This window comes from Terrabacter sp. Ter38 (assembly GCF_024519435.1).
Classification (GTDB): Bacteria; Actinomycetota; Actinomycetes; order Actinomycetales; family Dermatophilaceae; genus Terrabacter.
The window spans coordinates 304,863-324,290 of sequence record NZ_JALJRZ010000004.1; the positions used below are offsets into that span (position 1 = coordinate 304,863).

A 19,428-nucleotide genomic window follows, 5' to 3' on the forward strand; every position below is an offset into this window, starting at 1 on the left:
TCCAACGAGGAGGAGACATGCCGGGGGCAGCACGCGTCGGTGACACCACCGCGCACGGGGGCACGGTCGTCGGGCCGGGCGTCGCCACCGTGCTCATCGCCGGGATGCCGGCCGCCGTCCTCGGGGACATGCACGCCTGCGTCATCCCGCCGCCCTCGCACATCCCGGCCAGCCCGTTCGTCGCGGGCTCCGCGACCGTCCTCGTCCAGGGCCGACCAGCCCTGCGCGCCGGTGATGCCTGCGGCTGCGGCGCCTCGGTCGTCGTGGGCAGCCCGACGGTGGTGATCGGATGAGCACCAGCGACTACCCGCAGGTCGGACGCGGCTGGGCGTTCCCGCCGCGCTGGGAGCGCGCGGGCGGCGACGGCACCGGCACCACCGGGTCCGTCGAGCTCGTGACGAACGACGGCGCCGAGCACGTCGGGGAGGCGCTCGTGCTGCTCCTGCGCACGATGATCGGCAGCCGCGTCATGCGACCGGACCTCGGGGCCGGCGTCGACCGCTACGTCTTCGAGCCGCGCACGTCGGAGGCCTGCCACCGGCTCGCCGACGACGTCCGCCGGGCCCTCGTGCTCGGCGAGCCGCGGGTCATCGTCGACGCCGTCGACGCGGTGCCGGCCGGTGAGGCCGACGACCGGGTCGACGTCACCATCGAGTTCCGCATCGACCGGCACCGGCGGCCGACGAGTCTCGTCGTGCCCTTCTACCTGGCCGGTGCGTCATGACCGCGGGCGGACGCACCCCCGGGCAGGTCGCCGCCGCGATGGCCGCCGCCGCGCGTCTGGCGCCCTATGACACCGCGGGGACCTGGGCCGACGTGCTCTTCGCGACCGACCCCGACGGCGTGACGGCGCCTTCGCCGGCAGGTGCCCCCGACCGCGAGCTGCTCGCGGCGGTGGCCGCCGAGTACGCCGCACTCGACGCGCACCTCGCGACGTTGCCGGAGCGGACCCGCCGCACGTGGCTCGAGGAGATCCTCGGCGTCGGCCGCCTCCCCGCGCTGCCGGACCGCATCGTCGCGCACGCGACCGTCGACCCCAAGGCGGCACCCGCGGTGCTGCCGCCGGGCACGCCCTTGCGCGGTGGCAAGGACGCCTTCGGCAACGAGCGCCGCTACGTCACCCTCGACGCCCTGACGGCGCACGGTGCGGCCCTCACGGGGGTGCGGTCCTTCGCCCCCGGCGAACCCGTCCGCGCCCACGGGGTTGCGGCCGTGGCACCGGACTTCCCGCTGCGACCCTCGGCCGGACCGGAGGCCGCGCACTCCCTGCGGATCCACTCACCGGCGCTGGCCTTCGACGCCGGTGACCTCACCGCCGAGGTGTCCTTCACGGGTGCGGCCGGCACCGAGGGCCTGTCCGCGCTCGTCTGGCGCTGGTCGCACGCCGACGGCACGACGAGCGGGACGACCGGCGGCGCCGTTTCCGGTGGCACGGTCACGGTCACGCTGACCGGTGGCTGCGGCGCGCGCGACGGCGAGGTGCCTTGGCTCGAGGGCGTCGTCGCGACGAGCACGGCGGTGCCTGTGGGCTTCTCGTTCACCGGGGTCACGGTGCGCGTGACGGACCGAACGGCATACGTCCCCGAGGCGGCCTTCTACAACGACGGCGCGGTCGACGTCACGAAGGAGTTCCAGCCGTTCGGCGCCGTCGCGAAGCGCGGTGACGCCTTCTACGTGCGCTCGGACGAGGCGTTCGGCAAGGCACTGGCGACCGTCGAGGTCGCGGTGCAGGTCATGCAGGAGGGCGGTGCGCCGCTCTCGTCATCGGCCGGCGGCACGGGCATCCCCGTCTGGCTGGCCGACACGCTCAAGACGCAGCTGCTCAGCATCAAGAACACACTCGGCTCGCAGTACGCGTCGGTCGAGACGCAGTGGACCTCGATCTACGGCGCGGTCTCGACGACGACGACGCCGTCGGTCGTGTGGCAGCGCCGCGAGGACGGCGCGTGGAAGCAGGTCGGGACGGCGTCGTCGAGCTTCGGCACGCTGTCGGCGCCGGTGACCGGGTCGGCCGTGGCGTCCGAGACCTTCGCGGTCGCGGGACAGGCCGGCCACTACCTCCGGGCCTTCCTCGCGCAGGGCGACTTCGGCTGGACCGACTACCAGGCCAAGGTCGCCGACTTCGCGACGCGGGCCGTCGCAGGCACGGGTCCCAAGCCGACCATGCCGCCCGTACCGGTCCCGCCGATCGCCTCGGCCGTGACGGTGCGGTACACCACGACTCCGGTCGAGGCCTCGCTCGTCGATTCGAGCAGCGGCTGGCGGCGACAGCGGCGCGTCGGCGGAGCGGCCGGACGCTTCACGCCGTTCCGGCTCGTCGTGTCCGACCTCGGCGCGACGGCCATGGTCGCCATCGGGCTCGAGCTGCCCGACGCCGGGCTCGGGTCGAGCGTCTCGCTCTACCTCGACGTCGACTCCGCGTCGCCGTGCGGCAGCTCCGACTCGGTCGTGGCCTCCTGGCAGTTCTGGGACGGCACGACGTGGGCGCCGCTCGCGGTCGCCGACGGCTCACACCAGCTCCGCGAGGCGGGTCTGCTCCGCTTCGTCGCCCCGCGCGCGTGGGCCGTCGGCTGTGACGACCTGTCGGCCGACACCGGTCGCTGGGTGCGGATCGAGACCGACCAGCCGGACCGTCTGGGCGTCCTGCTCGCCGTGGTCGTCGACGCCGTCGTGGCCGAGTTCGTCTCCCGGGCGGCGGATCCCGCCCTCGACCCCAGCTCGGCGCAGGCCCTCCCGGTGGGCACGATCAAGGGCACCCTCGCACCGGTTCCCGGCGTCAAGAAGGTCACCAACCTCGCGTCCGTGCGTGGCCGTGCGCCCGAGACGGACGCCGAGTACCTCGCGCGCGGCTCGGCGCGGGTGCGCCACCGCGACCGGGCGCTGACCCCTTGGGACCTCGAGCAGCACGTCGCGCTCGCGCTCCCCGAGGTGGCCGCCGTGCTGTGCCTGCCACACACCGGCGGCGACGGGCTGCGCGCTCCCGGCCACGTCGGACTCGTCGTCGTGCCGGACCGACCGCTCGACGTCGCCCCCCGGCCGTCCGTCAGCCTCGCCGGCCGTGTCGTCGGCCTCGTGCAGCCACGCGCGCCGATCGGTGCCACCCTCCACGTGCTCTGCCCGGACTACCGTCCCGTCACCGTCGTCGCCTCGATCCGGCTGCGCCCGGGCGTCGCGGCCCTCACCGGCACCCAGGCGCTCACCGCCGCCCTCGAGCGGGTGCTGCACCCGACGGGCACCGTGCCCGTCCGCTGGGGCCGCGACCTCTACGCCTCGACCCTCATCGCCGTCCTCGAGCGCCAGCCCGACGTCGACGTCGTCCTCGACTTCGCCCTGCACGACGGGTCGGGCGGGCCCGTCGAGGTCGTCGCCGTCGACCCGTGCCGCGGGCTCTACTGCTCGTCCGGCGACCACCACCTCTTGTGCGAGGAGCAGCTGTGAGCCCCAGACCGGCCGCCGGGCCGTTTGCCGAGCAGGCCACGCCGATCACCCGGTTCGTGCCGGTCGCGCCCGACGCGGACTGGGAGACCGTGCGCGCCCGCATGGTCGACCACCTCACTGCCACGGCGACGCCCGGGTGGACCGACCACAACGCCGCCGACCCGGGCATCACGCTGCTCGAGGTCCTGGCCTACGGCCTCGCCGACCTGCACTACAGGGCGGCCGAGCGCCACCTCGACGACTGGCCGCTCGAGGTGCGCGCCTGGGCGTCAGACGCGGAGCGGCACTGGGGCACCACGCTGCCCGCGGGACGGTGGGACCCGGAGACCGACCCGTCCGACCCCGCGCTCGCCGCCGCCGACCTCGCGCCGGTGTCGGCCGTGGCTGCCGTCCTCGCCGCCCCGGCGACGTCCGCGACGGTGCTCGAGCCCCTCGTCCGGGTGTGCCGGTCGCGCGCCGACGCGGTCGCCCTGCTGTCGGCCGAGCCCTGGGCGAGCGCCTTCCGGGCCACCGACCGTCCGGCCGTGGTCGCGCTGATGCGCGCCCGGCTCGTGCGCCAGGTCGCGCAGGAGCAGGCCGGTGTCGTCGCGTCCGCCGTGACGGCTGCACAGGCCGCCGCCGTCGCCGCCGCCCCGCGACGCGCCGATCCCGACGCGCCGCTCGACGTCCCGGCCGTCGATGCCGCGGCCGCCGCAGAGCTCGCCTGGTCACTGCCGCTCTGGGACGAGGAGGTCGTCGCCCTCGTGCGCCGTGAGCGGTGGCGGCGCTCGCGCGAGGTCCTCGTCGACGGCCTCGACGTCGTCCGCGCGACGACGACCGACACCCGCGCGGCGACGTGCTCTGCCCTGACCCTCGCGGGACTCGACGCCGACGAGGTGACGTATGCCGTCGCGGCCTCCCCGCAGGCGGCGGGCCTGCTCCCCGAGGACCTCGAGGACGAACAGGGCCGCTCGCTGGTCTGGCCACCGCATCCGGTGCAGGCGCTGACGTGCGAGCCGGTGACCGCCGACGACTACGCCGGCCGGGCGCGGGCCCACCCGGAGGTCGTGCGCGCCTGGACGGTCCCGGGCCGTTTGACCGGTATCGCCTGGAACGGGCTGCCCACCGACGCCATCGCGTCCGTCGCCGTCGACGAGCACGCCGCCGCGCTGACGCTCGTCGTCGAGAGCCGCACCGAGCCCACCACGCCCGCGCGTCGGGACGCCTTCCTGCGCGACGTCCTCACGATCGCCATCGGACCGGAGGCAGGCGCGCCCTTCCCCGACTGGCGCGACGGCGTCGACGACCTCGAGCCGCGGCGCGTCGTCTGCGACGAGGTGGGCGCAAGCCTCCTCGAACGGGCGCCCGTGCTCGTCCAGGCGACCCTCGTCACCGAGGTCGGCGCCAACCGCGAGGCCGTCGTCGACGACGCCCGGGCCCGGATCGCCGCCTTCTTCGAGCGCGGTCGACCCGAGACCTTCGCCCCCACCCCGGCGCCGGTCGTCGACGGTCCGTGGCCCCGCCACGACCAACCCATCCTCGGCTGGGTGCCGGGGGAGCCGGTGCGCTTCACCGAGGTCGTCGAGGCGATCGTCGGCAACCCGCTGGTGCGTGGCGTCGAGGACCTTGCGATGAAGGTCGACGGCGACCCCGACTTCATGCCCGCGAGCCACGGCTACCTGCCGATCCCGCGCAACGCGGTGCCCCGGCTCGCGGACGCCCGCTGCATCCGGGTGCGCTTCTCGCTGACGAGTCGGTGCGGCGATGCGTAGCCAGAGCGCGGTGACCGCGACCCCCGCCCGCGGGCCCGACCACACCCGGCTCGCGTCGCAGCTGCCTGCCGTCTACCAGGAGGACGAGCTCTCGTTCGCCCAGGTCGACGCCTACCTCGGCCTCGCCGACGAGCTGAGCCACGCCGTCGTCGAGCACCTCGAGGACCTGCTCACGGCGCTCGGGCCCGACGCGACGCTGCGCTGGCCCGCAGCCCTGTCCCTCGACGCGGGGGCCGAGGCGCTCGTGGCGCACCACCTCGAGACCTACGACGAGGTCGCGCGGTGGGCGAGCGTCACCTTCCCGACCAGCTGGCCGGGCACCGAGCGAGGCCTCCAGCAGCGTCGCGAGCTCCTCGCTCGGTGCACGAGGCTGTGGCGCCGCCGCGGCACCCCACGCGGGTTCCTCAGCTGGTTCTGCCTGTGGTTCGACCTTCCGGCCGCCGGCCGGCCCTACCTGCTCGAGCACTTCAAGGCACCGGGTGCCGGCCTCACCGCCGAGCCCTACACCGCGACCCTCTTCGTCCCGACGAGCGTGCCCGTGCCGAGCACGGGTGACCCGTCGACGGCGAAGGGCTTCGTCGACTGGGAGCGGCGCGAGGAGGCGGTCGACTTCGTGCGGCGCTACGCCCCGGCCCACGTCGACCTGCGCGTCTGCTTCACCGACCCGGCCGTCTTCACCGACCTCGCGGTGCTCGCGTCCCCGCCGACGCTCCCGGCCACGCCCACGGCGGACGAGGTGACGGCATACGCCCTCGCCGTCCAGCAGCAGCAGGCCGACCTCAATGCGCTCCTGTGCTCCGTCGTGTCGGTCGTGAGCCACGCGAGCGGCATCCACCTCTACGAGTGCATCGACGCCGGCCGAGGCATCGACCGCCTCGGCGTCGGCCTCCTGCCGACCGATTCGACGACGTGAGTCCCGAAGGGAATCCAGCGATGGCAGACAACCAGTACCCCGTCTTCGTGGACGGCCAGACTCTCACCGAGGCCGAGCTCAACGACCTCCGGGACTTCCTCCACCAGCGCGACCGTCTCGTCGGGCGGCTCGTGGGCTTCGGCGTCAACGCCGGGCTGGGCGGCACGGTCTCGACGCCGACGACCTTGACGGTCGGGCCCGGCCTGGCAATCGACCAGCGCGGTGAGCCGCTGCTCCTCGGGGTGGAGCAGACACTGCCCCTGCCGCCCGTCGCCGAGTCGGTGACCTATGACTTCGTCGATGCCACGGCCGAAGGGTTCAGCCTCGTCCTCGAGTCCACCGACGCGATCGAGCCCACCCCGGACTGCGGCGAGTCGGGCTGCGCCGGGCACGCCGAGCTGCACACGCGTGGGGTCGCGCTGCGCATCGTCGCCGGTCGGGTGACCGGCACGCGGATGGACTTCGCGGCCGAGCCGCTGCTCAGCGTCGAGCCGATCCGGCTCGCCCTCGACTCGTCGCCGATCAACTCCTACCCGACCCTGCGCAACGCCATCGCCGCCCGACTGACGAACGGCACCGCGCCCCTCGTCGACCCCACCCTCATCGCCAGGCTCCAGGCCACGTCGATCGCAAGCACCGACACGGCGGGCATCCGCGGCTACAAGTGCGGTTGGCTCAACATGGTGCTCTTCGCGACCCTCGACCTGCTGCGCGTCCGCGCCCTGCTGGCGCTCACCTGGGACCGCGACACGACGCGGCCGGGTGTCGTCCTCGGCTCGGTGCACCAGGTGGCGGGCGTGTGGGTCTTCGACTGCACCTACCGACACGCGTGGGAGCCGCCGCGGGGGTTCACCGAGGCCTTCCTCGGCGGGTCGTGCACCGACCCGGCGGGTGCCTTCCGCGACGAGGTCGAGGCGCTCCTGACCGGCTACGCGCCACCCGACCCGGCACCGGTCGGCGACCCCAAGCCGCCCGTCGCCTGTCCCGTCGGGTCCATCCGCGTCGGCGACCGGTGCGTCAAGATCGTCTTCCCGCCCAAGGAGATCCCCGACAAGTGGCGGCACACGTGGGTCTTCGACCCGCGCGAGCCGGTCTGGAACCCGCCGATCAAGACGTGGGAGCGGCCCGACGTCGTCTACGAGCGGCAGCCCATCGACGTGCTCGGCGAGCAGGAGTTCCCGCTCACCGACTTCCTCGGCCACGACGCGAACGACGTCAGGACCGTGCTCGGCGGCTTCATCACGGGGCAGGGAGCCATCGCCGACGTCCGCGTCATGTCGGCCGGTGACGTCATGACCCTCGACGGCTACGCGCCCGCCGGAGGCTTCGCGGCCTCGGACTCCGTCGTGCTCGGCACCGACGCGAACGGCGTCGTCGTATCGACGGGCCGCGTCCCGACGGTGCAGAACGTCCGGACCGTGGGGTCGGCGCTCCCGGCGGCTGTGGGCGCCGCGACCGAGGCGATGGCGGCGGCCACCGAGCTGCGCGGCCTGTCGACCGGCTTCGAGACCCACCTCGGCCAGCTCGACCAGTCGGTCGCCGGGCTCGGCGGCTCCTTCTCGACGCTCCAGACCGACTTCACGTCGTTCCGCGGCAGCTTCGACGCGGTGACCATCACGAACCGCCTCGGCGAGCTCGAGTCCGGCATCAAGCGCATCGACACGGTGCAGAACCAGATCGACGTCCTCGCCGGCAAGGTCGAGGTCATCTCGAAGTTCGGCGACGGCATCAAGCTCGACCCGAAGGCCGGCGGCGGCGGCGTCATCGCCATCGACCCGAACATCGGCACGCACGTCGGGGGCGGCGTCATCGGCGGAGGTGTCATCAGCGGGCCGGGGGGTGGGGGCGTCATCAGCGGTCCGGGCGTCGGCGGCATCGGCGGTATCGGCGGCATCGTCAAGCCGTCCGGGCAGGTCGACCGCGACCTGGCTCAGGGAGTTGCCGACTTCGCACGCACGACTGTGGACGCGCTGCGGTCGCTGCCCAACCCGCGCAACCGCAGCTTCAGCAGGTATGCCGCCGCGGCCGACCGCGCCCACGCCGCGCTCGCGCAGGCGGTGGCGCCGCCGGACACGCCGGAGGAGGCGGTCGAGACGCTCGAACCCGCCGCCCTGACGGCAGCGACGCTCGAGGTCCTCGGCACGCTCCGGACCCTCGTCAAGGCCGCGGGCGTCCCGAAGGACGTCGGTCGGCAGCTCGACGCGCAGCTGCGTGACCTCGGGGGCCTGGTGCCGTGACCGACGTGGCCGTCGACGTGCTGCGCCTGCGCGGGCCGGGCGCACGACGACTCGCGCGCGTCGCGGCCACGACGCTGCCTGCGGCCCTGGACCGGGCCCTGGCCGGTGTCGGCGACGTCCGTCTCGAGCACGTGGCCGTGACGCTCGACCTGTCCGTCGACGACTACGACGACGAGACGCTCGCAGTGCTGTGGGCCGAGGCGATCCGCACGCAGCTGCTCGCCGATGGAGGCGGGCGTCGCGACGTCGTCGCGCCGGGTGGGGATCCGGACGCGTCCCGGGGGCAGGGCTCCAGGCTGTCGCCGGTCGACGTCGCCACCGCGGCGAGGCTCTGGAGGGCAACGGCCGGTCCGCGTCCCGCAGCGCTTCCCTCCGCCGTGCTCGCCCTGGCCGACCCCCAGGTGGCGGCGTCGGCCCGCCCGCGGCTCGGCGACGCCGAGTGGAAAGCCCTCGTCGACACGATCGAGAGGGCCCTTGCCCCGCAGGCACGTTCAGGCCCTGCAGCCGCGGCGGACACGACGCCGTCACGGTCCCTGTCGGACCCGCCCCAGCTGCCTGACGCACCAGCGCCGGACGACGTGTCGACCGGGGACGCACCCGAGCCGGAGGACGTGGCGCCCACCACCGTTCCGCGCCCGGTCCGTGAGGCCGAGGTGCTCGCCCGGCTCGCGGCCGTCGCCCAGGTCGCGCCGGAGAGCGGCGCGCCCGTCGTGCTCGCCGACCTCACTCGCGCCGCCGGCATCGTGCTGCTCTATCCGTGGCTCGCCGACCACTGCCGTCGTGCCGAGGCGCTGCACCCGCGGCTCGACCCGGTCGACGTGCGCGAGGCGGCGCTCGCCGCGGTCGTCGATCCCGATGACCCGTCGCTGGCCGACGACCCACTGGTCCGCCTCCTCGCCGGGCGGGCACCCGACGTCGGCGTCGAGCCCCGAGCACGTATGCCGCTCAGCGGAGCCCGCGAGATCGCCGAGTCGGCGCACGGCGTGCTCGCCGGCTTCGCGGGACTGCTGCCGGGCTTCGAGCGGTCGAGCGAGGCCTTCGTGCGGGCGTCCTGGGTCGTGCGTGCCGGACTGCTCGACACCGGCCGCGACCCGGTGCTGCTCACGGCCGCGACCCACCCGCTCGACGTGCTCCTGCCGCGACTGCCCTACCCCATCGGCCTGCTCAAGCTGCCATGGTCACCGCCCGTCACCGTGAGGTTCCGGTGAGAGCCGGGCCGGAGTCGGTGTCCGGGACCTCCCGGGCCGCAACCGGCGCGCGGGAGGTCGCCGAGCTGCGGGCGGCGTTCGAGATGCTCGATGCGCTCGTGGCCGTGCGCATCGAGGAGCGGCGGGGTGGACCCGCCGGCCGACCGCTCGGCATCGAGGGGGACGGTGAAGGCCTGCCGTCGCTCGAACGCCTTGCGGGAGTCGGCCCGCTCGCCGAGCTCGTCACGCTCACCGGACTGTCCGCCGCCGAGGCGGTCATCCTCGTGGCCGCGGTCGCACCTCACGCCGACGAGCGCTTCGCCGTGCGCTACGGCGCCCTCACGGATCGCCCCTCCGTCGTCGGCCTGACCGGCGAGGTGGCCCGCACCCTCGTCGCCCGGTCGTTCCGCGGGCGGCTCGACGCCACCGTCCTGCTCTCGTCGCAGGGCCGGCTGCGCGCGCAGGGGCTGCTGTCCCTCGACCCGCCCGGCGACCTGTCCGGGGTGCTGCGTCCCGACCCCGCCCTCGTGGCCTGGCTGCTCGGGCTGCCCGTCGAGGTGCCCGTCGCGTCGTCGGACTTCCCGGCGCGCCCGCTCACGACCGTCCACACGCTGGTTGACGTCGTCCTGCCCGCCACCGCGCGCAGCCGCATCGACGACCTCGCCGCCCGGATCACCCAGCGTGACACCGTCGTCGACGACTGGGGCTTCGGCGCCCACCACGACAATGCCAGCGGTCTCATCGCACTCTTCCACGGGCCGCCGGGGACCGGGAAGACGATGACGGCCGCGGCGCTGGCAGCGTCGGCGGGCCTCCCGGCATACCTCGTCGACCTCTCGGCGCTCGTGTCGAAGTACATCGGGGAGACGGAGAAGGCTCTCGCCAAGGTCTTCGAGCGAGCGGCGCGCGAGCGCTGTGTCCTCGTCTTCGACGAGGCGGATGCGGTCTTCGGGGCGCGCACCGAGGTCGGCGACGCACACGATCGCTACGCCAACCAGGAGGTGTCCTACCTGCTGTCCCGGGTCGAGCAGCACCCCGGCATCGTCGTCCTCACCTCCAACCTGCTCGCCAACATCGACACGGCCTTCCAGCGGCGCATCCACGTCATGGTCGAGTTCCCCGAGCCCGGGCCGGGTGAGCGCGAGCGGCTCTGGGCCGCTGTGGCCCCCGCGTCGCTGCCCATGGATCCGGCGATCGACCTGCGCGAGCTCGCGCGCCGCTTCCCCCTGACCGGCGCGCAGATCCGCGACGCGACGCTCGATGCGGCCTACCTCGCCGCGTCGAACGGTCGGGTCGTCACGACCGCGCACCTGCTCGACGGCATCCGTCGCCAGTTCGAGAAGGCGGGGCGGACGGTGCCACGGTGAGCACGCCGGTCACGACCCGCGCGGGACCGGGTCCCGGCCCGAACGCCGAGCGGGCCGGTTCGACGCGGTCGCCGCGGGATGCCGTCGCGCCGAGGTCACCGGTCGGCGAGGGACCGCCCGTGCTGGGGAGCGTGCCGCGCCCGGTGGGCGATGCCGCCGTCGTCGCGCTCGACCCGGCCACGACCGCCGGCGGGCTGTCGGCCGTGCAGGCCGAGTGGGGCGTCGACGGTGGCGCCGTCGTGCTCAGCGGACGGGGGCCCTTCACCGAGCTGACGGGCCGCGCCGGATTCCGGTCCGACGGGTCGCTCGACGGCAGCGTCGAGATGCGAGCTCGCGTCGGCCTGCTCGGCCTGCACCTCGGCGAGGCGACCTGGCGGGTCGAGGGCTGGGCGCCCGAGCAGCCCGTGGCGGCCCCGGCCGTGACGCTCCGCGGCACGACGCTCGGCGTCGACCTGCGACCCATCCCGGCGGAGGCCGGCTGGTCGGCGCCCGAGGGCGTCGACGCGCCCCGGAGCGGTGCGCAGGCGACGATCCACCTGCCGGGCGACGCCACACCGCCGGGACTTCCACTCACGCCACGCGTGGCCGAGGTCTACCGGGGACTGCTCGGCGTCGACGTCAGCGGCATCCGTGTCCACCCGGACTCCCCCGTCGCAGGCGCGCCCGCCTTCGTCACCGACGCCGACCTCTTCCTCGCGCCCGGCGTCTACGGCGTCGACAGCCCCGAGATGCTCGCCGTGCTCGACGCCGCGATCAGGGCCGCGCTGGGCGGCCTCTTCGGCGCCGTCACCGGGGAGCCCGCACCGCTCGTGCCACCCGCCCCGCGCGCCCCGGCGGCACCCCCGGCCGACACGACCGTGGTGCCGGCCACCGTGCCGGAGCCCGCCTCGACGAGCACGGTCGCCGAAGAGGCGGCCGCACGCACGGGTGAGGCACCGGCGACCGGTGAGACCGCGGAGCAGGCCACCGCGGCGGTGGCCGCGACGGACGCGGTGGGGGCAGACGCGGTGGGCGCCGACGCGGGGACCGCGGCGGGCGGCATACCCGGCGGTGACGCGGGCGAGCCGACGGCGGAGGGGGAGTCGGCCCCGCCGGTGGTCGAGCTGATCATGCCTGAGCCGCCCACGACGCTGACCCCCGCGGCCACGGCTCGCGGAGGGTCGGTCGCCGGGGCGGTGCGGAGCGCAGCCGGTGCGGCGCGGGACCTGCCGACGGCCGACGCCAACGTCGCCGACTCCCGGGGCGCCGTCACCGAGCCGCCCGCGGAGACGGCGGCTCGAGCCAGGGAGGAGCTGGCCGCCGAGCTCGGCGAACGGCCCGCGCCGAGCCCCGAGATCGTCGCCTTGTGCGACCGCATCCGGACGGCGATCCGCGAGAACCGGCCCGAGGACGAGGACCAGCTCCTCGAGACCGATCCCACCCACGAGGCCCAGGCGGCCGGCGCCACGATCACGGGGTCCGTGGAGACGCAGACCGCGGAGGTGGGCAGCAGCTACGACGCGATGGGCTCCCCCCCGGCGGGGACACCCGCGCTGAACCCGACCCCGATCGCCGCCCCGTCACCCACCTCACCGGGGATGGGCGTGGACGCCGCGGGTGCCGCGCCTGACCCGATCCCGCCGGAGAACACCTCACTCGACGCCGACGTCGCGGCCACCGACCAGCGGATCGCCGACTCTGGCATCGACACCCGGGTCACGCAGGAGATCCCGGACGGGCCGTTCGCCGAGGCGCGCGCCGCTCGGGGGGAGCTCGGTGAGGCGGCCCAGCGGACGCCACAGCAGATCCAGGCAGAGCAGCAGCAGGCCATCGACACCGCCCAGGGCGACATGGCCGCACTGCAGCAGCAGGCGGTCGCGGCCATGCGGGCCTCGCGGTCCGGCACCGTCGGCGCCGTCGCGGGCGGCCAGGGCGGCATGGTCACCTCGGAGGAGCAGACCCGCGAGTCGGTGTCGACCCGGGCCCAGGGCATCTACGACCAGGCGCAGACGCAGGTCAACGCGCTGCTCGAGCCACTGAGCCGCACCGCGATCGCCCGCTGGGACGCCGGCCTCGCTCACCTCTCGCAGGACTTCCACGACACGCTCGACCGGGTCAAGCGCTGGATCGACGAGCGGCACTCCGGCGTCGGCGGCGCGATCCTCGCCGTCGGCGACTACATCGGGGGCCTGCCCGACTGGGTGACGGACGAGTACAACCGCGCCGAGCGTGAGTTCGGCGACGGCGTCTGCGCCCTGCTCACCGACATCTCGAGCGACGTCAACGGTGTCGTCGCCGCAGCGCAGGCCGTCATCAACCATGCCCGTGACGACATCGACACGGCCTTCCGGGCCATGGAGGCGGAGTTCCCCGAGTGGGCGGCGCAGGAGCGGGCGCGGTTCTCCGGGATGCTCGACGGCCTCAGCCAGCACGTCACCGACGCCCAGACGAGCTTCGTGCGCGACGTGTCGCAGCGCGCCGTCCAGGCGGTCAACGAGGTGCATGCCGAGGCGCAGGCCCGCCGGGACGAGGCCGGCGGGCTCATCGGTCGGGTCGTCGCGGCCATCGAGGAGTTCATCGACGACCCCGTGCGCGCCATCATCAACGGCCTGCTCCGACTCGTCGGGATCCCCCCGGCGGCCTTCTGGGCGTTGATCGCCCGCATCGAGCAGGTCATCTCCGACATCGCCGACGACCCCGAGAACTTCATCAACAACCTCGTCGCCGGGGTCAAGCAGGGCTTCGAGCAGTTCTTCGACCACTTCGGCACCCATGTGCTGCACGGCTTCTGGGACTGGCTCTTCTCCGGGCTCGAGACCCCGATCCCGATGCCACGCGACTTTTCGGCGCGCTCCCTCTTCTCCTTCGCGCTCCAGCTCATGGGCGTCACGTGGCCGCGCGTCCGCGAGATCCTCGTGCGGCACATCGGACCCACCGCGGTCGACGTCATCGAGGCCGCCTGGCAGCTCGTCTCGGTCCTCATCGAACGCGGACCCGAGGGGCTCGTCGAGCTCGTCAAGGAGCAGCTGACCCCCGAGAACATCGTGAACATGATCCTCGAGGCCGCGGTGCAGTATCTCGTGGAGACCCTCATCCAGCAGGTCGTCGTCCGCGTCATCGGGATGCTCAACCCGGTCGGTGCCATCGCCCAGGCCATCGACCTCATCTACCAGGTGTGCTCGTGGATCTTCCGCAACGCGGCGCGGATCTTCCGCTTCGTCGAGGCCATCGTCAACGGCATGGCCGACGTCATCGCCGGCAACATCGGCGGCCTGGCCGCCGCCGTCGAGCGCTCCCTCGCCTCTCTCATCCCGCCGGTCATCGACTTCCTCGCCGGCCTCTGTCACCTCGGTGGACTGCCCGGCGAGATCGCCGACGTCATCACCCGCATGCAGGCGGTCGTGTATGCCGCGATGGATCGGGTCATCGGCTTCCTCGCCGAGCGCGGGCGGGCGCTGTTGGCGCGCATGGGAATCGGTGGTGATCCCGCGCAGGCCGGCCACAACGGCGACACCGAGCTCGGCACGACAGTGCGCTTCAGCGCCGCCCACGAGGCCCACCGCACCTGGATCGACCGAGCCGGCAACGACGCGACGCTCATGGTGGCCTCGACCCCGACCGCGATCCGTGACAAGGCCGCCGAGTGGCGGGGACGTCTTTCCGCCATCGAGAACGCCGAGGACCGCTCGGCCGCCGACGCCAAGCTGACCGAGCTCGACGGGCTGCTCACGTCGATGGACGCCGAGGCCGACGCCCTGGCCCAGGCCTTCGAGGCGGCGAACCGCGACCCGCGGGGCGAGCAGGAGCCGCCGTCCGACAACGCTCTCGAGTCCCGGCAGCGAGGGCTCGCCACCGTCCTGCGCGAGTGCTTCGAGCTGTTCGAGGAGAAGAACCCGGACGACTACCTCCGCGACATCGCCTCGCACCTCCAGGGCCACGGCACGGAGTACGCGGCGACCGTAGCTTCCCAGTGGGAGCCGACCATCGCGCGGCCCAAGCTCGCGCCGGACGGCACGACGCCGATCTGGGAGCCGAGCGTGGTCTCGACCGACGGCGCTCGTAGCTACCTGGGGCAGCCGTCGACGCACCGACAGCTGCTGCCGTGGTTCCTCGTCGGCAGCCAGCGCAACCCACGCTCCGCCTCGTCCGGCACCTTCAAGAACCACGCCTTCGAGACCGACTCGCCCGACCCGGCCCACACGGTGCGCACCGACTTCCTGCGGGTGCTGGGCAGCGACACGGTGACGCGGATGATCCGAGTCGCGAACCGCTCGATCACGACCGAGGACAACTCGGCGCTGCTGCGGCAGATCCAGACGATGACCTTCACGGCGTCCGGTGGCCGCTGGGGGTCGTTCGTCGGGCTCCCGGCCGACGTTGTCAACCCGCTCATCAAGACGGCGATCACCCGGGCCGGCGACGTCATCGCCTTCCTGCGCGCCATGGTCTCGCCCGGCAGCTCGAACGGTGTCACGTGGGCCCAGTTCATCGCCGTCTGGAACGCGAGCGCTGAGACGAAGAACTACGTCAAGCGGCTCTTCCGCAAGGTCGAGCCCGCGAGCCACGAGTGGATCACGACGGGGTTCATCCCGCGGGTCATCGAGACCGCCGTCGAGACCGCCAACACCGGCAACATCCGCGACGGCCTCCGGTGGGTCGTCGCGCACAACACGCTGCGGTCGCCCACGCGCTACGTGCTGCACCCGCCCGTCGTCACGAGCTCGCGCGCCCCACGAGGCATGCGCGCGGCGGACAGCACAGTGGCTACGGTGCGCATGTCGGGCCACGTCGGTGCGTTCCGAGACCCGGCGGACCCGACCTCGATGACCGGCACGATGGGCACGGAGGAGTTCCATGACTGGCTTCGCAACGAGTTCAACGCGCAGAACGGGCTCGGGCCACTGGCGTACATCCAGCACCTGCAGTCCCAGCTGCCCGGGCGTGTCTGGGACGGCGGTGTCGGCATGATTCCCGAGAGCGCCCTGAGCCAGCCCGTCGGAATGCTCTTCCGGCTCGAGAGCGGTGAGGACGCGGCCCTCACGGTGGCGCAGCTCGCCTTCCGGCAGCGCCTCAACTGGCAACGGATCCAGGCCAACTTCGCGGCGTCGTCCGCTGCCGTCGCGGCGGAGACGGGCGCATGACGACCGACGTGGACCGGGCCCTCGCCGAGCTCGTCGAGGCCGGTGCGGTCGCCGCGGGAACCACGCCGGGAGAGGTCGTCGACCTCATCGTGTCGCACGCTCGCTCCCTCGACGGGCTCGAGCGCTTCACCGGTCTCGAGACCCTGTCGCTCATCGCCTGCGACGTCGGCGACTACTCCGTGCTGTCTCTCCTGAGCGGGCTCCACGTGCTCGCCGTCGAGAACAGTGACCTCGCCGACGTCTCGCCCGTCGCCGGCCTGCCCCTGCAGGTCCTGTCATTGCGCCGCAACAGGATCCGCGACGCCTCAGCCATCATCGCACTGGACGGGCTCCAGGTGCTGGACCTGACCGGCAACCCCCTCGACCCACCGAGTCGTTCAGCGGCGGGGGCGCTCGAGGGAGTGCTGGTGACCCTCGACGACCCGGCCCTCGCCGACGTGAACGTCGACCTGGCCGATGCCGGCGTGCCCCTCGTCGGCTACCGCGTCGGCGACGAGGTCTGGGGCTGTTCCACCGGCCTGGGTCTCACCGCCCACCCCGAGGCCGGCCACGTCGTCACCTCGCTCGAAGACCTCGAAGCCGTGGCCCGGGGTGACCGCGACGCGGGCGACCTCCTCGGGGTGCGTACCGACGACGCGCAGGAGGACACATGAGCACCGAACCGGAAGAGACGGCATACGGGCCCGGGACGCGGTGGGTGGCCCGGCAGACCGGGCGCACGCCCCAGGAGCTGACGGCGTCACCCGCTGCGGCGGTGGCCGCGGTCGGGGACGCGGTGCGTCAGGTGGCGGCGCTCGCCGAGCGCCTCGAGTCCGAGGACCCCGAGGTCAGGGCCGCGGCGCAGGCCGAGGCCGAGGCGCTGCGCAAGCAGGTCGAGACCGATCCCACGCCGGGGGCGCGGTTCGGCTCACGCGTCGCCCAGGTGCTCCGGGACGCCGCCGAGCGGCTCGACCGCCCGCAAGACTGACGCTGGGCCGCCGACGGACGACCGTTGGTCGCCGCCGATGCCCGGGCCCGGCGTGTCGTTCGGCGTGTCGCGAGGGCTCGGCGAGCAACGGTCGTCGGTCGGCGCGTGGCCGCCAGCCCGAGGGGTATGCCGTCAGGCGAGGTAGTCGTCGACGAGCCGGCTCGCGAGGGCGGTGTAGGTCTGCGGCGTCAGGGCCACGAAGCGGGCCTCGACGTCGGCGGGCAGCCCCAGCCCGCGGACGAACTCGCGCAGGTCGTCACCATCGATGCGGCGACCGCGGGTCAGCTCCTTGAGTCGCTCGTAGGGCTCCTCCATCCCCGGAACGCCTTGCGCCCCAAGGGCCCTCATCGCCGACTGAATCGGTTCGCCGAGCACCTCCCAGTTGCCCTCGAGGTCGGCTGCCATGCGCTCCGGCACGGCGTCGAGACCGGCGAGGCCGCGGGCGACGTTGTCGAGCGCGAGCATCGAGTGCCCGAAGGCCGTGCCGATGTTGCGCTGCATGCTCGAGTCGGTGAGGTCGCGCTGGAGGCGGCTCTGCACGAGCGTGCCGCCGAGCACGTCGAGCAGCGCGTTGCTCACCTCGAGGTTGGCCTCGGCGTTCTCGAAGCGGATCGGGTTGACCTTGTGCGGCATCGTGCTCGACCCGACCGTGCCGTGGCCGCGGACCTGGGCGAAGTAGCCCATCGAGATGTAGGTCCACACGTCGGTGCAGAGGTTGTGCAGGATGCGGTTGAAACGCGCGACGTCGGCGTAGAGCTCGGCCTGCCAGTCGTGGCTCTCGATCTGCGTCGTCAGCGGGTTCCACGTGAGGCCGAGGCCCTCGACGAACGCGCGCGACACGGCGGGCCAGTCGACGTCGGGCAGGGCGAGCGCGTGCGCCCCGAAGGTGCCGGTCGCGCCGTTGAACTTGCCGAGGTACTCCTGCTCCTCGATGCGGCGCAGCTGTCGGCCGAGGCGGTGCGCGAGGACGGCGAGCTCCTTGCCCATCGTCGTCGGCGTCGCGGGCTGCCCGTGGGTGTGCGCGAGCAGTGGCACGTCCTTGAGCTCGCGCGCCAGATCTGACACCTGCGCGACGAGTGCCTGCGCCCTGGGCAGCCACACCTGCTGGACGGCGCCCTTGACCATGAGGGCGTAGGAGAGGTTGTTGATGTCCTCGCTCGTGCAGCCGAAGTGGATCAGCTCGGCGAGTCCCTGGTCCTCGTGCGCCGGGGCGATCGCCGTGAGGCGCTTCTTGAGGAAGTACTCGACGGCCTTGACGTCGTGGACGGTGACCCGCTCGATCTCGCCGAGCTCGGCAACCTCGGCGGTGCCGAAGTCCTCGACAACGGCTCGCAGCGCTGCGATCTCGTCGTCGGTGAGCTGCCGTACGCCCGGCACGACGCCGTGGCTCGTCTGGTGGATGAGCCACTCGATCTCGACGTGCACGCGCTGCCGGTTGAGCGCTGCCTCCGACAGGTGGTCGACGAGCGGCGCGACGGCGCCGCGGTAGCGACCGTCGAGCGCCCCGAGCGCGATGGGCGGGGTTGCGTCAGCGAGCGTTGCCATGCCGACATCCTCCCAGAGCGCGAGACGTGGTTCGTATGCCGTCCGGCGCGGTCCGCGGGTGCAGCGCGGTCCGGGCCCGGCGGCATCCGCCCGCCGTCCGCGGGGTCTCAGTCGGCGGCGGGCTGCGCGGGGAGCTGCATGACCGAGAACGTCTCGCCCTGGGGGCCGGCGACGAGTGCCATCCGGCCGTAGGGGGTGTCGAAGGGCGGCTGCATGACGGTGCCGCCGAGCGCAGTGACCCGGTCGGCCGCCGCGTCGGCGTCGGCCACGGCGAAGTAGGTCATCCAGTGCGAGGGCACGTCGGCGGGCGCCGCGGCAGGGATGGCGCCGATGCCGCCGATGGGCGTGTCACCCTCGAGCGTCGCGACGGAGTACTGGAAGCCGCCCTCGCCGATCTCCTGCAGGCGGTAGCCGAAGACATCGGCGTAGAAGGTCTTGCTCGCCTCGTAGCTGCGACTCATCGACTCGGCCCAGCAGAGGGACCCGGGCTCGTCGACGAGGTCGGTGCCTGTGTGCTCCTTGGCCTGCCACAGGCCGTAGGCGGCCCCGGCCGGGTCGGCGCCGACGGCGATGCGACCGACCTGCAGGACGTCCATCGGCCCGAGGAAGAAGACGCCGCCCGCCTCGCGGGCACGCTCGACCGTGGCCTCGACGTCGTCGGTCGCGAGGTAGACCGTCCACGCGCTGACCTGCCCGGGGTCGTCCGGGTTCTTGGCCATGGCGCCCGCGACGACGTGGCCGTCCTTGCGGGCCATGACGTACCCGCCCGCCTCGGGTGGGAGGTCCTGGAAGGTCCAGCCGAAGAGGCTGCCGTAGAAGGCGCGGGCGCGGTCGAGGTCGTCGACCATGACGTCGGCCCAGCACGGCGTTCCGGGTGCGAAGGACTCCTCGTGGACGGGCACG

The 19,428-nt window shown here is 73.6% G+C and carries 13 protein-coding genes; 11 read left to right on the top strand and 2 right to left on the bottom strand.

All coding sequences use genetic code 11. The features are described from left to right. Positions 1 to 17: 17 nt before the first annotated feature. From NR112_RS11265 to NR112_RS11315, 11 genes are read left to right on the top strand one after another with little or no spacing between them, the layout of a single operon-like run. On the top strand, positions 18 to 293 hold the full coding sequence (locus NR112_RS11265) for a PAAR domain-containing protein (protein WP_256794385.1): 276 nt from the start codon (positions 18 to 20) through the stop codon (positions 291 to 293). Continuing rightward, complete coding sequence (locus NR112_RS11270) at positions 290 to 724, top strand: GPW/gp25 family protein (protein ID WP_256794387.1); 435 nt, start codon at positions 290 to 292, stop codon at positions 722 to 724. Before NR112_RS11265 ends, NR112_RS11270 begins: the two co-directional genes overlap by 4 nt. Further along, positions 721 to 3,438, top strand: a complete 2,718-nt coding sequence (locus tag NR112_RS11275) for a baseplate J/gp47 family protein (RefSeq protein WP_256794390.1) — start codon at positions 721 to 723, stop codon at positions 3,436 to 3,438. Before NR112_RS11270 ends, NR112_RS11275 begins: the two co-directional genes overlap by 4 nt. Further along, positions 3,435 to 5,189 carry a hypothetical protein gene (locus NR112_RS11280; RefSeq protein WP_256794392.1) on the top strand — a complete coding sequence of 585 codons (1,755 nt, stop codon included), beginning with the start codon at positions 3,435 to 3,437 and terminating at the stop codon, positions 5,187 to 5,189. The genes NR112_RS11275 and NR112_RS11280 overlap by 4 nt, the downstream gene beginning before the upstream one ends. A 10-nt stretch (positions 5,190 to 5,199) precedes the next feature. Next, positions 5,200 to 6,102 (top strand): hypothetical protein, encoded by a 903-nt coding sequence (locus tag NR112_RS11285; protein WP_256794394.1) that lies wholly within the window; start codon positions 5,200 to 5,202, stop codon positions 6,100 to 6,102. Positions 6,103 to 6,122: 20 nt separating this feature from the next. Continuing rightward, positions 6,123 to 8,339 carry a hypothetical protein gene (locus NR112_RS11290; protein ID WP_256794396.1) on the top strand — a complete coding sequence of 739 codons (2,217 nt, stop codon included), beginning with the start codon at positions 6,123 to 6,125 and terminating at the stop codon, positions 8,337 to 8,339. Then, the gene (locus tag NR112_RS11295; protein WP_256794398.1) at positions 8,336 to 9,547 is read left to right on the top strand and encodes a contractile injection system tape measure protein; all 1,212 of its coding nucleotides are present in this window, start codon (positions 8,336 to 8,338) and stop codon (positions 9,545 to 9,547) included. Before NR112_RS11290 ends, NR112_RS11295 begins: the two co-directional genes overlap by 4 nt. Next, positions 9,544 to 10,893, top strand: coding sequence for an ATP-binding protein (locus NR112_RS11300; RefSeq protein ID WP_256794400.1), 1,350 nt, complete (start codon positions 9,544 to 9,546; stop codon positions 10,891 to 10,893). Before NR112_RS11295 ends, NR112_RS11300 begins: the two co-directional genes overlap by 4 nt. Then, positions 10,890 to 16,013, top strand: coding sequence for a hypothetical protein (locus NR112_RS11305; protein ID WP_256794402.1), 5,124 nt, complete (start codon positions 10,890 to 10,892; stop codon positions 16,011 to 16,013). Before NR112_RS11300 ends, NR112_RS11305 begins: the two co-directional genes overlap by 4 nt. After that, positions 16,010 to 16,666 carry a protein phosphatase 1 regulatory subunit 42 gene (locus NR112_RS11310; protein WP_256794403.1) on the top strand — a complete coding sequence of 219 codons (657 nt, stop codon included), beginning with the start codon at positions 16,010 to 16,012 and terminating at the stop codon, positions 16,664 to 16,666. The genes NR112_RS11305 and NR112_RS11310 overlap by 4 nt, the downstream gene beginning before the upstream one ends. Continuing rightward, on the top strand, positions 16,663 to 16,980 hold the full coding sequence (locus NR112_RS11315; protein WP_256794405.1) for a hypothetical protein: 318 nt from the start codon (positions 16,663 to 16,665) through the stop codon (positions 16,978 to 16,980). The genes NR112_RS11310 and NR112_RS11315 overlap by 4 nt, the downstream gene beginning before the upstream one ends. Before the next feature lie 132 nt (positions 16,981 to 17,112). Here the strand turns inward: NR112_RS11315 and purB are convergent, their stop codons facing one another. Together purB and NR112_RS11325 are read right to left on the bottom strand one after the other, a co-directional pair. Further along, the gene (purB, locus tag NR112_RS11320) at positions 17,113 to 18,525 is read right to left on the bottom strand and encodes an adenylosuccinate lyase (protein WP_256794407.1); all 1,413 of its coding nucleotides are present in this window, start codon (positions 18,523 to 18,525) and stop codon (positions 17,113 to 17,115) included. A gap of 107 nt (positions 18,526 to 18,632) precedes the next feature. Then, positions 18,633 to 19,427 (bottom strand): VOC family protein, encoded by a 795-nt coding sequence (locus NR112_RS11325; RefSeq protein WP_256794409.1) that lies wholly within the window; start codon positions 19,425 to 19,427, stop codon positions 18,633 to 18,635. Position 19,428 lies beyond the last annotated feature (1 nt).

Coding starts and splice junctions, on each gene's coding strand:
- NR112_RS11265 (WP_256794385.1), top strand. CDS start 18: ATGCCGGGGGCAGCACGCGTCGGTGACACCACCGCGCACGGGGGCACG.
- NR112_RS11270 (WP_256794387.1), top strand. CDS start 290: ATGAGCACCAGCGACTACCCGCAGGTCGGACGCGGCTGGGCGTTCCCG.
- NR112_RS11275 (WP_256794390.1), top strand. CDS start 721: ATGACCGCGGGCGGACGCACCCCCGGGCAGGTCGCCGCCGCGATGGCC.
- NR112_RS11290 (WP_256794396.1), top strand. CDS start 6,123: ATGGCAGACAACCAGTACCCCGTCTTCGTGGACGGCCAGACTCTCACC.
- NR112_RS11310 (WP_256794403.1), top strand. CDS start 16,010: ATGACGACCGACGTGGACCGGGCCCTCGCCGAGCTCGTCGAGGCCGGT.
- NR112_RS11315 (WP_256794405.1), top strand. CDS start 16,663: ATGAGCACCGAACCGGAAGAGACGGCATACGGGCCCGGGACGCGGTGG.
- purB (WP_256794407.1), bottom strand. CDS start 18,525: ATGGCAACGCTCGCTGACGCAACCCCGCCCATCGCGCTCGGGGCGCTC.